Origin of the sequence: Aquabacterium sp. (assembly GCF_041909175.1) — a bacterium.
Classification (GTDB): Bacteria; Pseudomonadota; Gammaproteobacteria; order Burkholderiales; family Burkholderiaceae_C; genus Aquabacterium.
Map to the genome: position 1 here is coordinate 91,340 of NZ_JAYRDZ010000008.1, position 16,687 is coordinate 108,026.

17 protein-coding genes are annotated in these 16,687 nt (G+C 65.2%); 7 read left to right on the forward strand and 10 right to left on the reverse strand.

Annotation, left to right across the window (positions count from 1 at the left end; all coding sequences use genetic code 11):
- Window positions 1-8: 8 nt before the first annotated feature.
- From accC to ACE3PH_RS12745, 8 genes are all read right to left on the reverse strand, one after another.
- A complete protein-coding gene (accC, locus tag ACE3PH_RS12710; RefSeq protein ID WP_374319530.1) occupies window positions 9-1,358 on the reverse strand; it encodes an acetyl-CoA carboxylase biotin carboxylase subunit in 1,350 nt (449 codons plus the stop codon).
- Between the two features lie 12 nt (window positions 1,359-1,370).
- Window positions 1,371-1,832: an acetyl-CoA carboxylase biotin carboxyl carrier protein gene (gene accB, locus ACE3PH_RS12715; protein WP_374319532.1), complete on the reverse strand. Its 462-nt coding sequence runs from the start codon at window positions 1,830-1,832 to the stop codon at window positions 1,371-1,373.
- A gap of 82 nt (window positions 1,833-1,914) precedes the next feature.
- Entirely contained in the window at window positions 1,915-2,364 is a 450-nt protein-coding gene (aroQ, locus tag ACE3PH_RS12720) for a type II 3-dehydroquinate dehydratase (protein WP_374319534.1), read from the reverse strand.
- A gap of 120 nt (window positions 2,365-2,484) precedes the next feature.
- Window positions 2,485-3,045 carry a TlpA disulfide reductase family protein gene (locus tag ACE3PH_RS12725; RefSeq protein ID WP_374319536.1) on the reverse strand — a complete coding sequence of 187 codons (561 nt, stop codon included), beginning with the start codon at window positions 3,043-3,045 and terminating at the stop codon, window positions 2,485-2,487.
- A complete protein-coding gene (locus ACE3PH_RS12730; protein WP_374319538.1) occupies window positions 3,042-3,641 on the reverse strand; it encodes a hypothetical protein in 600 nt (199 codons plus the stop codon). Before ACE3PH_RS12730 ends, ACE3PH_RS12725 begins: the two co-directional genes overlap by 4 nt.
- A 24-nt stretch (window positions 3,642-3,665) precedes the next feature.
- On the reverse strand, window positions 3,666-5,858 hold the full coding sequence (locus ACE3PH_RS12735; RefSeq protein WP_374319540.1) for a molybdopterin-dependent oxidoreductase: 2,193 nt from the start codon (window positions 5,856-5,858) through the stop codon (window positions 3,666-3,668).
- Between the two features lie 76 nt (window positions 5,859-5,934).
- The gene (locus tag ACE3PH_RS12740) at window positions 5,935-7,311 is read right to left on the reverse strand and encodes a CHASE3 domain-containing protein (RefSeq protein ID WP_374319542.1); all 1,377 of its coding nucleotides are present in this window, start codon (window positions 7,309-7,311) and stop codon (window positions 5,935-5,937) included.
- Window positions 7,308-7,715, reverse strand: a complete 408-nt coding sequence (locus ACE3PH_RS12745) for a response regulator transcription factor (RefSeq protein ID WP_374319544.1) — start codon at window positions 7,713-7,715, stop codon at window positions 7,308-7,310. Before ACE3PH_RS12745 ends, ACE3PH_RS12740 begins: the two co-directional genes overlap by 4 nt.
- Before the next feature lie 196 nt (window positions 7,716-7,911).
- Between ACE3PH_RS12745 and ACE3PH_RS12750 the strand changes: the two genes are divergently transcribed.
- Window positions 7,912-8,544, forward strand: coding sequence for a response regulator (locus tag ACE3PH_RS12750; protein WP_374319546.1), 633 nt, complete (start codon window positions 7,912-7,914; stop codon window positions 8,542-8,544).
- Between the two features lie 48 nt (window positions 8,545-8,592).
- On the opposite strand, the gene ACE3PH_RS12755 is transcribed toward ACE3PH_RS12750, so the two are convergent.
- Window positions 8,593-8,910 (reverse strand): BON domain-containing protein, encoded by a 318-nt coding sequence (locus ACE3PH_RS12755; RefSeq protein WP_374319548.1) that lies wholly within the window; start codon window positions 8,908-8,910, stop codon window positions 8,593-8,595.
- A gap of 134 nt (window positions 8,911-9,044) precedes the next feature.
- Window positions 9,045-10,592 (reverse strand): lysine--tRNA ligase, encoded by a 1,548-nt coding sequence (gene lysS, locus ACE3PH_RS12760; RefSeq protein ID WP_374319550.1) that lies wholly within the window; start codon window positions 10,590-10,592, stop codon window positions 9,045-9,047.
- Between the two features lie 116 nt (window positions 10,593-10,708).
- Between lysS and ACE3PH_RS12765 the strand changes: the two genes are divergently transcribed.
- Genes ACE3PH_RS12765 through ACE3PH_RS12790 form a run of 6 tightly spaced genes read left to right on the forward strand, consistent with a single transcriptional unit; the run spans window position 10,709 to window position 16,679 of the window.
- Window positions 10,709-12,034, forward strand: coding sequence for a polysaccharide biosynthesis C-terminal domain-containing protein (locus tag ACE3PH_RS12765; protein ID WP_374319552.1), 1,326 nt, complete (start codon window positions 10,709-10,711; stop codon window positions 12,032-12,034).
- On the forward strand, window positions 12,031-12,666 hold the full coding sequence (locus ACE3PH_RS12770) for an acyltransferase (protein ID WP_374319554.1): 636 nt from the start codon (window positions 12,031-12,033) through the stop codon (window positions 12,664-12,666). Before ACE3PH_RS12765 ends, ACE3PH_RS12770 begins: the two co-directional genes overlap by 4 nt.
- On the forward strand, window positions 12,663-13,796 hold the full coding sequence (locus tag ACE3PH_RS12775; protein WP_374319556.1) for a glycosyltransferase: 1,134 nt from the start codon (window positions 12,663-12,665) through the stop codon (window positions 13,794-13,796). The genes ACE3PH_RS12770 and ACE3PH_RS12775 overlap by 4 nt, the downstream gene beginning before the upstream one ends.
- 9 nt (window positions 13,797-13,805) lie before the next feature.
- Window positions 13,806-14,873, forward strand: a complete 1,068-nt coding sequence (locus ACE3PH_RS12780) for a glycosyltransferase family 2 protein (protein WP_374319558.1) — start codon at window positions 13,806-13,808, stop codon at window positions 14,871-14,873.
- Between the two features lie 46 nt (window positions 14,874-14,919).
- The gene (locus ACE3PH_RS12785; protein ID WP_374319561.1) at window positions 14,920-16,089 is read left to right on the forward strand and encodes a DegT/DnrJ/EryC1/StrS family aminotransferase; all 1,170 of its coding nucleotides are present in this window, start codon (window positions 14,920-14,922) and stop codon (window positions 16,087-16,089) included.
- Window positions 16,086-16,679 (forward strand): sugar transferase, encoded by a 594-nt coding sequence (locus ACE3PH_RS12790; protein ID WP_374319563.1) that lies wholly within the window; start codon window positions 16,086-16,088, stop codon window positions 16,677-16,679. The genes ACE3PH_RS12785 and ACE3PH_RS12790 overlap by 4 nt, the downstream gene beginning before the upstream one ends.
- Window positions 16,680-16,687: the final 8 nt, after the last annotated feature.

A 16,687-nucleotide genomic window follows, 5' to 3' on the forward strand; every position in this document is an offset into this window, starting at 1 on the left:
GGCCATCCTCAGCGCTTGCGCGCAGCCATCCACTCTTCGAGGTAGTGGATGTCGGTGCCGCCTTCGATGAACTTGGCGTCCAGCATCAGTTCGCGGTGCAGCGGGGTGTTGGTCTGGATGCCTTCGATCACCGTTTCGGACAGGGCGGTGCGCATGCGTGCCAGGGCCTGCTCGCGGGTGTCGCCGTGGACAATGATCTTGCCGATCATGGAGTCGTAGTTGGGCGGCACGTAGTAGTTGGCGTAGGCATGCGAGTCCACGCGCACGCCAGGGCCACCGGGCGGGTGCCAGGTGGTGATGCGGCCGGGCGAGGGGATGAACTTGACGGGATCTTCGGCGTTGATGCGGCACTCGATGGCGTGGCCGCGCAGTTGCACCTGACGTTGCGTGATCGGCAGCTTCTCGCCGGCGGCCACTCGGATCTGCATCTGCACGATGTCGACGCCGGTGACCCACTCGGTGACGGGGTGCTCCACCTGCACGCGGGTGTTCATCTCGATGAAGTAGAACTCGCCGTTTTCATACAGGAACTCGAAGGTGCCGGCGCCACGGTAGCCGATCTTCTTGCAGGCTGCGGTACAGCGTTCGCCCACTTTTTCGATCAGGCGGCGGGGAATGCCCGGTGCCGGTGCTTCTTCGATGATCTTCTGGTGGCGACGCTGCATGGAGCAGTCGCGCTCACCCAGCCAGATGGCGTTCTTGTGCTGGTCGGCCAGCACCTGGATTTCGATGTGCCGCGGGTGTTCCAGGAATTTCTCCATGTACACCTCGGGGTTACCGAAGGCGGCGCCGGCTTCCGCGCGGGTCATCTGCACGGCATTGATCAGAGCTGCCTCGGTGTGCACCACGCGCATGCCGCGACCGCCACCGCCACCCGCCGCCTTGATGATGACGGGGTAGCCGACCGAGCGGGCGATGCGGATGATTTCCTTGGGGTCATCCGGCAAGGCGCCTTCCGAACCGGGCACGCAAGGCACACCGGACTTGATCATGGCCTGCTTGGCCGAGACCTTGTCACCCATGATGCGGATCGACTCGGGGGTCGGGCCGATGAAGGTGAAGCCGCTTTGTTCGACGCGCTCGGCGAAGTCGGCGTTTTCCGACAGGAAGCCGTAGCCGGGGTGGATGGCTTCGGCATCGGTCACTTCGGCGGCCGAGATGATGGCCGGCATGTGCAGGTAGCTCTGGTTCGACGGGGCCGGGCCGATGCACACGGCTTCGTCGGCGAGCTTCACATACTTGGCTTCACGGTCGGCTTCGGAGTAGACGACCACCGACTGGATGCCCATCTCGCGGCAGGCGCGCTGGATGCGCAGCGCGATCTCGCCCCGGTTGGCGATGAGGATCTTCTTGAACATGGCGAGGGGCCCTTATTCGAGGATGAACAGGGGCTGACCGTATTCGACGGGTTGGCCGTTCTCGACCAGGATCTTGGTGATGGTGCCGTCGATGTCAGCCTCGATCTCGTTCATGATCTTCATGGCTTCGATGATGCAGACGGCCTGGCCGGCCTTGACGGTGTCGCCGACTTCGGCGAAGGACTTGGCGCCCGGGCTGGAGGCACGGTAGAAGGTGCCGACCATCGGCGATTTCACGATGTGGCCGGTTTCGACCGGGGCTTCTGCTGCAGGGGCAGGGGCGGCTTCAGCAGGTGCAGCGGCGGCCACGGGCGCAGCAACCGGCGCGGCTACGGCGGCGGGCATGGTCATGACCACGGGGGCGCTGCCAGCCTTGACGATGCGAACCTTGCCATCAGCCTCGGTGATTTCGAGTTCCGAGACGTTCGACTCCGAAACCAGGTCGATGAGGGTTTTCAGTTTGCGCAAGTCCATGGTTTGCGATCTCCAGCAGTCTGTCGAGCGTTTGGCTCTGTGGGTAAGGGGTGGCAGTGACCGGCCGTGTAGGCCGTCCGACTCAGCCGCGAGGGGGCGCGCTCAGGCGCTCTAAAGCGGCATCAAGGGCCAGTTGGTAGCCCTTGGCGCCCAATCCGACAATCACCCCTTCGGCGATGTCGGAGAAGTAGGAGTGATGCCTGAAGGGTTCACGCTTGTGCACATTGGACAGGTGCACTTCGATGAACGGGATGGCCACACCGGCCAGGGCATCACGGATGGCCACACTGGTATGCGTGTAGGCACCGGGATTGATGATGATGAATGCCGTGCCGTCCGTCCGCGCAGCGTGAACGCGGTCGACCAGCGCACCTTCATGGTTGCTCTGGAAGGCCGACAGGGACGCACCGCGGGCAGCGGCGTAGTCGGACAGTCCAGTGTTGATCTGCTCCAGCGTGGTGGACCCGTAAACCTGGGGCTCACGGGTGCCCAGCAGGTTCAGATTGGGGCCATGGAGGACGAGAATCTGCATGTGTCATTGGCAGGGACCCACAGGGCAACCTGCCAAGAAAATGAAAGTAGGCGGATTTTAAGCGCATTTGGCGCTAAAAAATACAAGTGTCCTGTTTCCAGGGTGTTCGCCACCCTGGATTCAGCGGGGCATGGTCTGCGCCCAGCTTTGCAACTCTTCCAGGTGAGTTGCGCCCATTTTGCGGCGGATGAGGTGACCTTGTGGGCCGATCATGACCGAAAATGGCAGTCCTCCGCTCAGGTTGCCCAGGCTGCTCATGAGCTCGGAGCCCCCCATTCCGGCCAATCCGACATCAAAGTTCACCGGATTCTTGCTCAGGAATTGCCGGGCCGGCGTGGGGCTGTCGATGGCCAGACCCAGCACCTGGCCGCCCTTTTTGGACCAGTTGCGCTGGAATCGAACCAGATCGGGCATTTCCTTGATGCAGGGCGGGCACCAGCTGGCCCAGAAGTTCACCAGCAGGGGCTTGCCCCGGAAATCTGCCAGTTTGAGTCTGCCGCCTTGCGGGCGATCGAATTCAAGCGCCCACCAGTTGGCGGGGAGCGACTCCATCAGCAAGCCATCGTCCTGCGCTGTCAGGGCCTGGGCAGCCTGGGGCGTGAGGCTACCCAGCGCACCCAGGGCGATCGCGCCTTGAAGGAATTGCCTGCGGTTCGTGATGTGTTGTTCGGAGATCGTCATGCGGATGCGCTGGTGGCGTCAATCAGTTTCTGCAGTGCGGCGAGGTCGCCGCGCTCGGTGCGGCCACGGCTGTCTGGCTTGAGTGCACCACGCAGGTCGTCTCGGTCCAGGATGGTCAGGTGCAGGCCGATGGCCTCGTTCAGGTCAGCGCACCGCACGGTCAGGCTCAACCGGTCGACCGACTCGCCGCGCGGCCCCGGCACACTGCCCACGTCGTAGTCGACGCCTTTGTTCAGCAGGGTGATCTCGGCGGATTTGGGGTCGTCGCAATACAGGTGCAGGTGGATGTCGTTGAGCCGGGTGGCGGTGCCGCGCCAGATGGCGCCCGTCAAATGCGGGCGGAACTCGGCCAGGCGCGCCATCCAGACGGCAGCCAGGCGCCGCAGTGCCAGCAGTTCGGCTGGCTGGGTGTCGGCGCAGAAGACGGCGAGGTAGTCCTCGACCGCTTCTTCCAGTTCATCGTTGTCGGGCAGGTCGCGGGTGCTCAGACCCAGCTGTTTGGCTGCCCGGCGTTTGGCGGGGCCGTATTCCAGCCCTTCTTCGACGACGATGCGGGCGGCGGCGTGGGCAATTTCCTGTGTGCTCTGGCTGCTCATGCCCGGATTGTCACCCGGTCTGGCTCAGGCTGCACGCACCTCCACCGGCACTGCGCTGAAGGCAGCGTTGCCACTGATGCGATCGGTGGCACGGTCGTCTGTCAGGTCGTTGATGCTGACGCCCGCGTGGGCCTGGGCCACCTTCAGCCGGATGCCGTCGCGGTCATGGCCCCAGCCATGCGGCAGGCTCACGACCCCTGGGCGGATGGCGTGGGTGAGGTGCACGGGCACGGCCACCTCGCCCACCCGAGACTGGATGGCTACCTCCTGGCCGTCCTGCAGCGCACGCTGTGCAGCGTCCTGCGGGTGCATCCACAGCACGCAGCGGGGCTTGCCTGAGACGAGTCGGGGGCTGTTGTGCATCCACGAGTTGTTGGTGCGCACGTCGCGTCGCCCGATCAGCTTAAGCGGGCGATCAGGTTCGCTGGCGGCGTGGCTGAAGCGCTCGGCCAGCAGGGGCAGTTCCTGGCGGATGGCCAGTGGCAGCAGGGCCACGCGCCGCTTGCGGCGGCTCAGGCCGGCCACCAGCGAGGGCTTGAGTGGCCCCAGGTCGATGCCCTCCGGGTGGGCGCGCAGCCGCGCCATGGTCAGTGGGCCACCCTGGCGGCGCAGCCCGATGGCCAGCAGGCGGGCCGGGCTCAGTCGGCTCATCACACCCCGGTTGAACAGGCCGCGCAGGCGCTGCCAGGCCGTGCCCTTGTCCAGCGCCCAGGTGCGCCGCGCGTAACGGCTCGACAGCGCCATGTAGATCTGCCAGTCATGCAGCGCCCCCGGAGCAGGGTCGACAATGGCCGGTGTGTAGCGGGCCACGTTGCGCACGGCGAGATGCAGGAACAGCAGGTCGTAGTGGTCGTGCTCGACGAAGCAGGTGGGCGGCAGGATGACGTCGGCGTGGCGGGTTGACTCGTTCAGATAGAAGTCGATGGCCACCATGAAGTCGAGCCCGGCCAGCGCGGTGTCGAGCTGGCGGCCGTTCGGGGTGGACAGCACCGGGTTGCCGCACGAGGTGACCAGGGCGCGGATCTGGCCCTTGCCCGGCGTGAGCATCTCTTCGGCCATGACCGAGACAGGCAGCTCGCCGCCAAATTCAGGCGCGCCTCGCACGCGGCTGCGCCAGGCGTTGTGGTGGCCCTTGCTCATCAGGCCACTCTTGATCAGGTCGATGGCGGGGGTGGTGAGCAAGGCGCCGCCTTCGCGGTCCACATTGCCGGTCAGCAGGTTGATGACCTGGATGGCCCATTGGCACAGGGCGCCGTGCTCCTGGGTGGAGACCCCCATGCGGCCGTAGACCACGCCCGCATCGGCTTCGGCCAGTTCGCGGGTCAGGCGGCGTGTGGTGTCGGCATCGATGCCCGTGTGGGCGGCGGTGGCCTCGGGTGAGAAGGCGGCCACGGCCCTTTTCAGGGCATCCACCCCGTCGAGCAGGTCGGCCCATTGGCGCGGGCGGCACAGGTCTTCATCGAACAGCGTGTGGATGACCGACAGCAGCCATGCCGCGTCGGTGCCCGGGTCGATGAAATGGTGCTCGTCGGCGATGTCGGCCGTTTCGGTCTTGCGGGGGTCCAGCACCACCAGCTTGCCGCCGCGGGCACGCAGGGCCTTGAAGCGAGCGCGGATGTCGGGTGCCGTCATCAGGCTGCCGTTCGAGGCCAGCGGGTTGGCGCCGAGCACCAGCATGTACTGGGTGTGGTCGATATCGGGGATGGGGATGGCCAGTTGGTGGCCATACAGCCAGTAGGACGCCAGGTGGTGGGGCAGCTGATCGGCCGATGTGGCCGAAAAGCGTGCACGGGTCTTGAGCTGGCCGAAGAACATCGCGCCGTGGGTGACATTGCCCCAGTTGTGGATGCTGGGGTTGCCCTGGTAGACCGCCACGGCGTGGGCGCCATGTTGTTCGCGCACGCGGGCCAGCCCTTCCACGGCCAGGTCGAAGGCCTCGTCCCAGGTGATGGTCTGCCAGCGGGTTTCACCGTTGACCACGACCCGCTTGACGGGCTCTCGCAGTCGATCCGGGTCTTCGTGCAGGTCTTTGAGCGCCACGGCCTTGGGGCAGATGTGACCGCGCGACAAGGGGTCTGCGTCGTTGCCCTTGACCGAGACGATGTGCTGGCCCTGAACCTGGAAGGTCAGGCCGCAGATGGCCTCGCACAGGTTGCAGGCACCGTGTCGGGTGACAAGAGGGGCGTCCTCAGACTTCGAGGTGGGCGCGTGAGACATGGGCTGGCAGACTCCGTAAAACGAGCCATTGATGCTAGAACAAGCCGTCGTCTTGCGCAGCGGCCTGGCATCAGGGTCAACCCTCGATCTGCTGCTCGGTGTTCAGTGGCAGGCGCGCACAGACGCGGGTGCCTTCACCCGGTTGCGAGAACAGTTCGAGTTGCCCTCCGGCCGCCTCCACGCGAAAGCGCATGCCTTGAATGCCGTGGCTGCCCACCTTGCGCGTGTGGACATCGAAGCCCAGGCCGTTGTCCTCGATCTCGATCACGGCATGCTGGTCTTGCTCGAACAGGCGCACGATCAGCCTGGTGGCCTGGGCGTACTTGAGCGTGTTGGTGATGGCTTCCTGAACGATGCGGTAGACCGTGAGCTGATCATCCGCATTCAGGCGCACCTCCTGCAGGTCGTGGTTGACCTGCAATCCGCTGACGCGGGCGGTGTCATGCAGCAAGGCGGTTAGCGAGGTGCTCAGGCCAAGGGTCCGCAGCGAGGACGGGCAGAGGTCTTCAATGATGCGGCGTTTGAGGGCGATACCGCCGTTCAAGGCTTCCGTGAGGTGCGTCAGGCGGGGTGCCAGTTCAGGCACGTGCTGTTGCAACTTGGGGCGCATCACGGCCACATCCAGTTTGGCTGTGGTCAGCAAGGCACCGAGTTCGTCGTGCAGGTCTCTCGCCAGCCGGGCGCGTTCGTCTTCCCGGGCGGTCTGCAGGTGTCGCGCGAGGGCCTTGAGTTCGCCCGTGCGCGATTCGACCTCCTGCTCCAGTCGGTCGCGCTCATGCACCAGGGCCTTGCGCTGGGCTTCGCGCTCCTGGGTCAGTACCCGGCTCTGGCGGATGAACATCACCAGGATCAGCAGGCACAAGATGGTCATGGCGCCAATGCCGATGCGACCGAGCAGCAGCAGGTCCTGAATTTGGCGCAAGCCATTGGCGATCAGGTCGTTGCGGTAGGCCATGTTGGCCTCGAAGGCCAGGCGCAGGCGCTGCATGATTTCGCGCCCGATGCCGCTGCGCACCATGTCCAGAGCGGCTTCGCTGTGCCCTTCGTCATGGCGGCGCAGCACCTCCTGCATCTCGCCGAGCCGCTCTTCCATCAGCTGCTCGACCTCGGCCTGATGCCGTACGAGCTCAGCGTCGCCGACCTGCCGGTCCAGCTCACGGATCTCCCGGAGGGTGGCGTGCACGTCCTCGCGGGCCTGCAGGTAGGGCTCCAGGTAATCGCGGCCGCCGACAAGCAGGTAGCCGCGGTTGCCCGACTCGGCATCGGTGATGCGCTGCACGGCCACGGTCAGCAAAATGCGCGAGCGGCCCATCGTGACCAGGTTGTCGAGCTGGTCGCGCTGGCTTTGGTAGGCCAGCTCGGTGATCAGCAGCATGAAGCCGGCAGCCAGCGTGGCCAGCGGGATGCGCCACGCCGATACCGGCAGATTCCGCAGCCAGCTCGGCCACTTCATGCCGTGACGTCCCTGGCCAGCTCGGTGCAATAGCTCAGCAACTCTTCAATTTCGCTGGATTTGTCGAAAACGCGATCTGCGCCGAGGGCCAGACACCGCTGTCGAATGTCGTCCGTGGCGTAGTTGGTGAGCATGATGCGGCGCTGCGCGAAGTGGCGCTGCTTCAGTGCGCTGAGGACCTGCACCCCGCTGCCTTTGCGAAGGTAGACATCCAGGATGACGAGGTCGCACGCACCAGGGTGCTGCTCCAGCCATTGCAGGGCACTCTCTGCCTCGTCTGCATGGCCCACCACGGTGATGGGGGCCATCTGCTCCAGCGCCTCTATGAGGCTGCGCAGGATGATCGGGCTGTCTTCGACCAGGAAGCAGCGCAGGCGCGCTGGAGGTGGGACGGCGGGGAGCATGGCAATCATGTCAGCAGGGGGTGAAACCATTGGACACGAAAACGCGCCACCTGCGTGTAGGACAAGGCCGACACGCAAGTGGGGTCAAACTGCCAGGCGCTTATTGGCGCACCTCAAGGGCGTTCTTCACGTCGCGGACGCCTGGATGGCCATCACCTAGACTCGACACCCATGCAGACCTTGGAGAGCCACAACCATGATTCGAGTTGGCCTGGTTGACGATCACATCCTGGTGCGTGCAGGGCTCAAGCAGTACCTGGGCGAACAGGTCGACCTGCGGGTCACCGGCGAAGCCAGCAATGGCAAGGAGGCGCTGGAGCTGGCGCGTGGCGGAGAGGTCGATGTGCTGCTGATGGACCTGTCGATGCCCGACCAGAGTGGTGTCGATGCACTGGCGGCCATCAAGGCCCGTTTTCCGGACCTGCCGGTGCTGATCCTGAGCGGTTACCCGGAGCAGCACTACGCCACCAGCCTGCTCAAGCAGGGGGCCAGTGGTTATCTGAACAAGGAGTGCGATCCGGACGAGATCATCCAGGCCATCCGCACCGTGTCACGCGGGCGCAAGTACATCACCCCGGCCGTCGCGGAATTGCTCGCCAGCGGCTTGGGGACGCCGCTTGAAAAGCAGCCCCACGAGCTGTTGTCGGACCGCGAGTTCCAGGTGTTCCTGCGGCTGGCCAAGGGGGAAACCGTGGGCACCGTTGCCGACAGCATGGCCCTCAGTGTGAAGACCGTGAGCACCTACCGCACCCGTGTCATGGCCAAGCTCAACCTGGCAACCAACAGCGACCTTACCTACTACGCCTTGAAAAACGGCCTCATTCAATGACCAACGCCGCCTGATCAGGCGGCGTTGTGATGGGGGCCGAGGCGCAGATCAGTTGCGCACTTCCAGCGCGTTCTTCACGCTGCGCACACCCTTGACGTGCCGGGCCAGCTCTTCGGCGCGGGCTTTCTCGGTGCCGTTCTTGGCAAAGCCAGACAGCACCACCTCGCCATTGAGGGTCTCGACACTGATGGCCGTGGCATCCACAGCCTTGTCTTCCACGAACTTGGCCTTGACCTTGGTGGTGATGGCCGCGTCGTCAAGGTACTCGCCGACGGTCGACTGGTCACGGGTCACGGCGCAGCCAGGCAGCACCAGCAAGGCCGCCACAGCGGTCATCGAAGCAAGCAGCAGGCGGTTGTTAGGCATCAAGTACTCTCCGTAATGCCCTGTAGGGCGACCGCCTCATTAGAGCGGCCCGGCACCTGTCGTGGTGTAGGTGCCAGGCGTGTCGCCTTGTAGGACAAGACCTTGTCGTGTTGCGTTCAACGGCCTGCTGTCAGTCAGCCTTCGCGGCGCAGGGCCGGGAACAGGATGACGTCGCGGATGTTGGCCGAGTCGGTCAGCAGCATGATCAGGCGGTCGATGCCGATGCCGCAGCCACCCGTCGGGGGCAGGCCGTATTCCAGCGCACGGATGTAGTCGGCGTCGAAATACATGGCTTCCTCGTCGCCGGCATCCTTGGCCTTGGCCTGGTCGGCAAAGCGGGCAGCCTGCTCTTCGGGGTCGTTCAGCTCGGAGAAGCCGTTGGCGATTTCGCGGCCGGTGATGTAGAGCTCGAAGCGCTCGGTTACCGACGGGTTGCTGTCGGCCGCACGGGCCAGCGGCGACACCTCGACCGGGTGGTCGATGATGAAGGTCGGCGCCCACAGCTTTTCTTCCACCACTTCTTCAAACAGCTTGAACTGCAGTTGGGCCACGGTGACGTCGGGGCGGTCAAAGGCCAGCGGGTCGATGCCGATGGACTTCAGGTGAGCCTGCAGAGCGTGCTTGTCGTCGATGTCATGGGGGCCGATGTTGGTGTGCTGGAGCACGGCATCGCGGATCGTCAGGCGGTTGAAGGGCACCGACAGGTCCACGGGTTGACCTTGGTAAGTCAGCTGCTGCGTGCCGGCTGCCTGCATGGCCGCGTGGCGGATGATGGCCTCCGTCGCATCCATCAGGTCGCGGTGGTTCCAGAAGGCCGCATAGAACTCCATCATCGTGAACTCGGGGTTGTGTCGCACGGACACGCCCTCGTTGCGGAAGTTGCGGTTGATCTCGAAGACGCGCTCGAAGCCGCCCACCACCAGACGCTTCAGATAGAGCTCGGGCGCAATGCGCAGGAACATCTGCTGATCGAGCGCGTTGTGGTGGGTGATGAAGGGCTTGGCATTGGCGCCGCCAGGAATGGGGTGCAGCATGGGGGTCTCGACTTCGAGGAAGCCCTGCTCGGTCATGTACTGGCGGATGGAGCTGATGGCCTTGCTGCGGGCGACGAAGCGATCGCGCGATTCGCCGTCGACGATCAGGTCGACATAGCGCTGGCGGTACTTCATTTCCTGGTCGGCGATGCCGTGGAACTTGTCCGGCAGCGGACGCAGGCTCTTGGTCAGCAGGCGCACGCTGCTGGCCTTGATCGACAGTTCGCCGGTCTTGGTCTTGAAGAGGGTGCCTTCGCAGGCCAGGATGTCACCCAGGTCCCAGTGCTTGAAGGCGGCCAGGGTGTCGGCGCCCACGCTGTCGAGGGTCACGTAGATCTGGATGCGGCCGGTGGCGTCTTGCAGGGTGGCAAAGCAGGCCTTGCCCATGACGCGCTTGAGCATCATGCGGCCAGCCACGCTGGCGGGGGCGTTCTGCGCTTCCAGCTCAGGGGCTTCGATCGGGTCGAACTGCGTGTGCAGCGCGGCAGCGCGGTGGGCGGGCTTGAAATCGTTCGGGAACGCCACGCCCTGGGCACGGATGCCCGCCAGTTTTTCGCGACGCTCGGCCACCAGTTTGTTGGTGTCCACCACGGTCTCGGGAGTGGATGATGCGTCTGCGCTAGGGGTCGGTTGTTGGGGCGTGGTCATGATGAAGGGCTGAAAATGGTTCTGGCCGAACCCTCTATTGTATGAAACCCTGATGTGTTGCGGCGCTGCGCGACAATGTCGACATGTCCGCACCTGAAACTCCCGTTGATTCCGTCATGACTCGCTCTACCTGGTGGCAGCGCGTGATGGTGGTCGTGCCACGTGCGGCGTTGGGTAATCTGGTGGCCAAGCTGCTGATTGTCGGGCTGGGGCTGTCCATCACCGTGCTGGTGGCACGCCAGGGGCCCTTGGTGCAGGGGGCATTTGCACTGTTCGTGGCCGTTGAATCGGGCTTGCTGACGCTGTTTTCGGGCCTGGGCCTGTGGCTGGCCCGCCAGATTTCCCGTCAACAGGCCGGGCAGCCTGGTCATGCCAGTCCGATGTTGCGCAGTGTGCTGCGTGCGGCCGTGGGCCTCGGCCTGGTCGCAGCCGCGGTCCTGACGGCGGTGTCGTGGTGGGCTGACCGCATGCCCTACGCGCAGTTGTGGCTGCTGGCGCTGGCGGCACCTTTCCTTTTGCTGGTGCCGACGGCCACCGGCTTGTGGCTGGGGCAGGGGCGCATGTGGCCCCTCAATCTGGCGCAAGTGGCGGCGCCCGCGTCCGTGCTGGCCGGGCTGGCGCTGGCGTGGTGGTTTGCCGAAGGCGCGGCGCGTCATGGGGCGACCGTGCTGGTGGTGCTGCTGGTGTGGGTGACCGGCAAATCGCTGGTGGCCGTCGTCACCGGCATCTACGCCTTGCACGATGCCGACCGGCGTGATGCGGCCATCCATGCGCCCGACCCGGCGCCAGGTCCGTGGTGGGACGAGTGGCGGTTTGTGGCCACCATCGGCATCACCAATGTCATCAGCCTGCTCAACTACCGCGCCTCGCTGTTTCTGGTCGAGCACTTTCACGGCTTGAAGGTGGTGGGTACCTACTCGGTCTCGGTGACGGTGGCCGAGTTGCTGTGGCTGCTGTCCTCGTCGGTCACGGTGTCGGCCTATTCGCGCATCGGCAACCCGGATCAGCGCATCGCGTCGGCCATGACGGTGCAGGCTGTGCGCATCAACGTGCTGGCCACCCTGGCCGCTGCGCCGGTGCTGCTGGTGGGGGCCTGGTGGGGCTTGCCGCTGGTGATGGGCCCGGCCTATGCCGCCTCGCTGCTGCCGCTGGCAGCCTTGCTGCCGGGCGTGGCGGCCTATGCGGCGGCGTCCAGCCTGTCGGCTTTCTATACCAACCACCTGGGCAAGCCGCAGCTGTCCGGCATGATCGCTGGCCTCTCGCTGGTGGTGAGTTTCCTGCTGGGCTGTGTGCTGGTGCCCCGTCTGGGTGCCCTGGGGGCAGCTGTGGCGTCGAGCACCGGCTACATCGTGGCCATCGTGGTCGCTTATGGGGTGTTCCTGCGACAAGCCGGGCTGCCAGTGAAGGCACTGTGGCGTCCGTCGTTGACAATAGGCACATGACGCATTTCGTTCAGCAACTCAAGCGCCCCGTGTCGCGGCTGCTGGCGGTCCTGACCGGGCCGCGCATCGTCTATGGCTGGCGCAATGCCGATGGCAGCTATTGCCCCCACACCCGGGTGAGCACCCATGCGTGCATCGAGTCGCCTGCCGGCCTGCTGCTGGGTGACCATGTCTTCATTGGCCACTTCAACCGCATTGATGGCTCGAATGGCCTGCAGATCGAAGAAGGCGTCCAGCTGACCAATTTCATCTCGGTGCTGAGCCATTCCAGCCACCGCTCCGTGCGGGTCATGGGGCGACGCTACTTCGGGCATGCCGACCCGGTCGGCTATGTGCGCCGGCCAACGCGCATTGGCGCCTACAGTTTCATCGGCCCGCACAGCGTGATCGCACCCGGGGCCCAATTGGGTAAAGGTGTCATCGTCCAGGGCTACAGTTTCGTGTCCGGGCAAGTGCCTGACTTCGCCATCGTGGGGCCCAAGGACATGGGGCAGCCTGCGGTGGTCATTGGAGATACCCGCGAAATGGACCGCCAGTTGCTGCAACGACACCCTGAGCTTCACGCCGTTTATGCCCATTGGGCAGGCCAGGACAATCTGCGTCGGGCACTGGGCGGGGGGACTTCGTCATGACGGTTCAAGCCGGCAAGCCGGTTCGCATCCTGTTTTTTGCCGATGCGTCCAGCGTGCACACGCGCCGCTGGGTTGCTGCGGCTGTCGAGCGCGGTGCCGAGGCGGTTGTCATCACGCGGCAACCTGCCGAAGTACCGGGGGCGCGCCAGGTCATTGCCATCCAGCCCGGCGGCGACAAGGCCAGCTGGTTCACAGCCTTGCCCAAGGTGCGCAAGGTGGTGCGCGAACTGGCGGCGCGCTTCAAGCCGACGCTGGTGCATGGCCACTATGTCACCTCTTATGGCCTGTGGGCGGCAGCCTGCGGGCTGGATTGCCCCAAGGTGCTGACAGCGTGGGGGTCCGACATTCTGGTCACGCCACGCGAGAGCCGCCTGATGCGGGCCGTGGTGGGCTGGTCGCTGCGCCGTGCCCAGTTGATCACGGCCGACTCGATGGACATGGTCGACGAGATCGTTCACCGCTACCACCCCAGTGCCCCGGTGCACCAGATTTTGTGGGGTGCCGATACCGACAAGTTCACGCCAGGGCAGCCGGCGTCCGATTTCGAGGTGGTCAGCCTGCGCAGCTGGGAGCCCAACTACAACATCGATGTCATCCTGGAGGCGTTTTCGCGCTTCCTGATGATGCGGCCGCAGTCGCAGGCGCGCTTGCATCTGCTGGGTGGTGGCTCGATGGAGCACAGCCTGCAGGAGCGTGTCACCGGCCTGCGCCTGTTGCAGCAGGTGCGTTTCCATGGCCGTGTGGGTGATGCCGCCATGGTGTCGGCCATCCAGCGCAGCCGCGTGTCGATCTCGGTGCCCACCAGTGACGCCACCTCGGTGTCGGTGCTGGAATCCATGGCCTGCGGCCTGCCCATCATCGCCACCGACTTGCCCGCCAATCGCCAGTGGGTCGATGCCGGCAAGGGTGGCTGGCTGGTACCGGTGCGGGATGTCGATGCCCTGACGCAGTCGCTGCTGCAGGCCTTTGACCATCCCGAGCAATTGCAGCAGATGGGCGCCTACAACCGTGAGCGCATCGAGCGCGAAGCTTCGCGGCGTGGCCAGATGGATGCCATGTGGCGCATGTACCAGAAGCTGCTGCACCCCAATGACAAGCCGGCCAGCTCGCTGGTGGGCAAGACGCGCTGAGAGGTTGGCATGACGCGTCTGGTGTCGGTGATCGTGCCGTGTCGCAATGAGCGCGACCACATCCTGCCTTTCTGCCAGAGTGTGGCAGCGCAGTCCGTGCCCGAGGGGTGGGCGCTGGAGGTGATCGTGGCCGACGGGCTCAGCGACGACCGCACCCGCGACCTGCTGACCGAATGGTGCCGCCACGATCCTCGCTTCCAGATGATCGACAACCCCGGGCGCATTGTCTCCAGCGGCCTGAACCGCTGCATCGAGCAGGCGCGGGGCGACTTCATCGTGCGGCTGGATGTGCATACCGTCTATGCGCCTGATTACATCGCCTGGTGTCTGGCCACCTGGCAGGCCACCGGTGCCGACAACGTGGGTGGCCCCTGGCGGGCCGAAGGCGGACAGGGCTCCGAACACGTGGTGCAGCGGGCGGTGGCGGCCGCCTTCCAGTCTCGGCTGGTAGCAGGGGGCGCGCGTTCGCGAGACCTGGCCTTCGAGGGCGAGGTCGATACCGTCTACCTCGGGTCGTGGCCGCGCCAGACCTTCGAGCGCTTCGGCGGCTTTGACGAAACCCTGGTGCGCAACCAGGACGACGAGCACAACCTCCGCATCCACAAGGGCGGCGGGCGCATCTGGCAGTCGGCCCGTATCCGCTCTACCTATGTACCGCGTGCCAGCGTGGGCGACGTCTTTCGCCAGTATCGCCAGTACGGCTACTGGAAGCCGTTCGTCATGCACAAGCATGGGCAGGCGGCATCGGTGCGCCACCTCATTCCGGGCCTGTTCGTGGCGGCGCTCGCGGTGCTGCTGCTCCTGTCGGTGCTGTTGCCCGGCTTCCTGGGGGAGCTGGCGGGTGGCCTGCTGAGCCTGCTGGTGCTTTTGTATGTGCTGGCCGTGGGCGGCATCAGCCTGCAGATTGCACGCAGCGAAGGGCAGGACCTTCTGCCCTACCTGCCAGCTGTGATCGCCGCTTACCACTTTGGATACGGTCTGGGCTCCTTGCGCGGCTGGTACGACGTGCTGGTGCGCGGCCGTCCGGATCCCTCCTTTGGACGGCTGACCCGCGGGGCCGCCCACACGCGCGGCTGAGCCGCGCTCTGTTCAGATTGATCGACACACCCTGTGTGAGTGCAACATGAGCCAACTACCTTTCCTGCCTTACGCCTTGCCCGAGATCGGCGAGGAAGAGATTGCCGAAGTCGTCGATACCCTGCGATCCGGCTGGGTGACCACCGGCCCCAAAGCGCGTCGTTTCGAGCAGGAGTTCGTCAAGTTCCTGGGTGATGACAGCCTGGAGGCCATCGCCGTCAATTCCGCCACGGCGGGCTTGCACCTGGCGCTGGAAGCCCTGGGCATCGGCCCGGGTGACGAGGTCATCACCACGACCCACACCTTCACGGCCACCGCCGAAGTGGTGCGCTATATGGGAGCAGACGTCAAACTGGTCGACATCGACCCGGCCACGCTCAACATCGATGTGCAAGCCATCGAAGCCGTCATCACCCCGCGCACCAAGGCCATCATGCCGGTGCACTACGGCGGCAACGCGGTCGACATGGACCCCATCTATGCGCTGGCCCGCAAGCATGGTCTGAAGGTGGTCGAAGACGCCGCTCACGCGCTGCCCACCACCTACAAGGGGCAGCTGATCGGCACGCTGCAAAGCGATGCCGTGGTGTTCAGTTTTTACGCCAACAAGACCATGACCACCGGCGAGGGGGGCATGCTGGTGCTGCGCGACAAGGACATGGCCGCACGGGCCAAGGTCATGCGCCTGCACGGCATCAACCGCGATGCCTTTGACCGCTTCACGGCGAAGGTGCCGAGCTGGTACTACGAGATCGTGGCGCCGGGCTTCAAGTACAACCTCACCGACATTGGCGCAGCCATGGGCCTGCACCAGCTCAAGCGCCTGCCGGGGTTCCAGGCCCGCCGCGAGGAGATCGCCTGCCGATACGAAGCCGCCCTGGCGGACCTGCCGCTGATCCTGGCCCCCCGCCCCGTGCATGCGGGTGACCAGCACGCCTGGCACATCTATGCGGTGCGCCTGGCCGATGACGCGCCGGTCACGCGTGATGCCTTCATCGAAAGCCTGTTTGCCGATGGCATCGGCGTGAGCGTGCACTACATCCCCTTGCACCTGCACCCCTACTGGCGTGACCGCTATGCGCTCCAGCCCGAGCAGTTTCCGCACAGCCAGAAGGCGTATGAGCGCCTGGTCAGCCTGCCGCTGTACACCCGCATGACGGACGCCGATGTGGAGCGTGTGATCGCGGCGGTGCGCAAGGCACTGGGGCGCGTGTGAGCAAGCGCCTGTTCGACCTGATCCTGTCTTCCCTGGGCCTGCTGGTGCTGGCCCCGGTGCTGTTGCTGATCGCGCTGGCGGTCAAGCTGGATTCGCCCGGGCCGGTGTTTTTCCGGCAGGAGCGGGTCGGTCGATTCGGGCGCCCCTTTCGCATCCACAAATTCCGCACCATGCGCCACGACCCGGTTGGACAGGGCCCGCAGATCACGGTCGGAGCCGACCGCCGCATCACCCGCGTGGGGGCCGTGTTGCGTCAGACCAAGCTCGATGAGCTCGCCCAGCTGATCGACGTGTGGCAAGGCACGATGAGTCTGGTGGGGCCGCGCCCGGAGGTGCCGCGTTATGTGGCGCAATACCCGGCCGAGCTGCGTGACAAGGTGCTGTCGGTGCGCCCTGGCATCACTGACATCGCCTCCATCGAGTACCGTGATGAAAGCGCCGTGCTGGCACGTGCCCAGGACCCCGAGCACGCTTACGTGCACGAGGTGCTGCCGCACAAACTGGCGCTGGCAGCGAGCTATGTGGACCAGGCCTCGCTCTGGCTCGACATCAAGCTGATTGTGCGCACCATCGCGGCCATCGTGCGCTGACCGGGCCG

Excerpts from the sequence above, each read along its gene's own strand:
- accC (WP_374319530.1), bottom strand. The coding sequence starts at position 1,358 with ATGTTCAAGAAGATCCTCATCGCCAACCGGGGCGAGATCGCGCTGCGC.
- accB (WP_374319532.1), bottom strand. The coding sequence starts at position 1,832 with ATGGACTTGCGCAAACTGAAAACCCTCATCGACCTGGTTTCGGAGTCG.
- aroQ (WP_374319534.1), bottom strand. The coding sequence starts at position 2,364 with ATGCAGATTCTCGTCCTCCATGGCCCCAATCTGAACCTGCTGGGCACC.
- ACE3PH_RS12725 (WP_374319536.1), bottom strand. The coding sequence starts at position 3,045 with ATGACGATCTCCGAACAACACATCACGAACCGCAGGCAATTCCTTCAA.
- ACE3PH_RS12730 (WP_374319538.1), bottom strand. The coding sequence starts at position 3,641 with ATGAGCAGCCAGAGCACACAGGAAATTGCCCACGCCGCCGCCCGCATC.
- ACE3PH_RS12735 (WP_374319540.1), bottom strand. The coding sequence starts at position 5,858 with ATGTCTCACGCGCCCACCTCGAAGTCTGAGGACGCCCCTCTTGTCACC.
- ACE3PH_RS12740 (WP_374319542.1), bottom strand. The coding sequence starts at position 7,311 with ATGAAGTGGCCGAGCTGGCTGCGGAATCTGCCGGTATCGGCGTGGCGC.
- ACE3PH_RS12745 (WP_374319544.1), bottom strand. The coding sequence starts at position 7,715 with ATGCTCCCCGCCGTCCCACCTCCAGCGCGCCTGCGCTGCTTCCTGGTC.
- ACE3PH_RS12750 (WP_374319546.1), top strand. The coding sequence starts at position 7,912 with ATGATTCGAGTTGGCCTGGTTGACGATCACATCCTGGTGCGTGCAGGG.
- ACE3PH_RS12755 (WP_374319548.1), bottom strand. The coding sequence starts at position 8,910 with ATGCCTAACAACCGCCTGCTGCTTGCTTCGATGACCGCTGTGGCGGCC.
- lysS (WP_374319550.1), bottom strand. The coding sequence starts at position 10,592 with ATGACCACGCCCCAACAACCGACCCCTAGCGCAGACGCATCATCCACT.
- ACE3PH_RS12765 (WP_374319552.1), top strand. The coding sequence starts at position 10,709 with ATGACTCGCTCTACCTGGTGGCAGCGCGTGATGGTGGTCGTGCCACGT.
- ACE3PH_RS12770 (WP_374319554.1), top strand. The coding sequence starts at position 12,031 with ATGACGCATTTCGTTCAGCAACTCAAGCGCCCCGTGTCGCGGCTGCTG.
- ACE3PH_RS12775 (WP_374319556.1), top strand. The coding sequence starts at position 12,663 with ATGACGGTTCAAGCCGGCAAGCCGGTTCGCATCCTGTTTTTTGCCGAT.
- ACE3PH_RS12780 (WP_374319558.1), top strand. The coding sequence starts at position 13,806 with ATGACGCGTCTGGTGTCGGTGATCGTGCCGTGTCGCAATGAGCGCGAC.
- ACE3PH_RS12785 (WP_374319561.1), top strand. The coding sequence starts at position 14,920 with ATGAGCCAACTACCTTTCCTGCCTTACGCCTTGCCCGAGATCGGCGAG.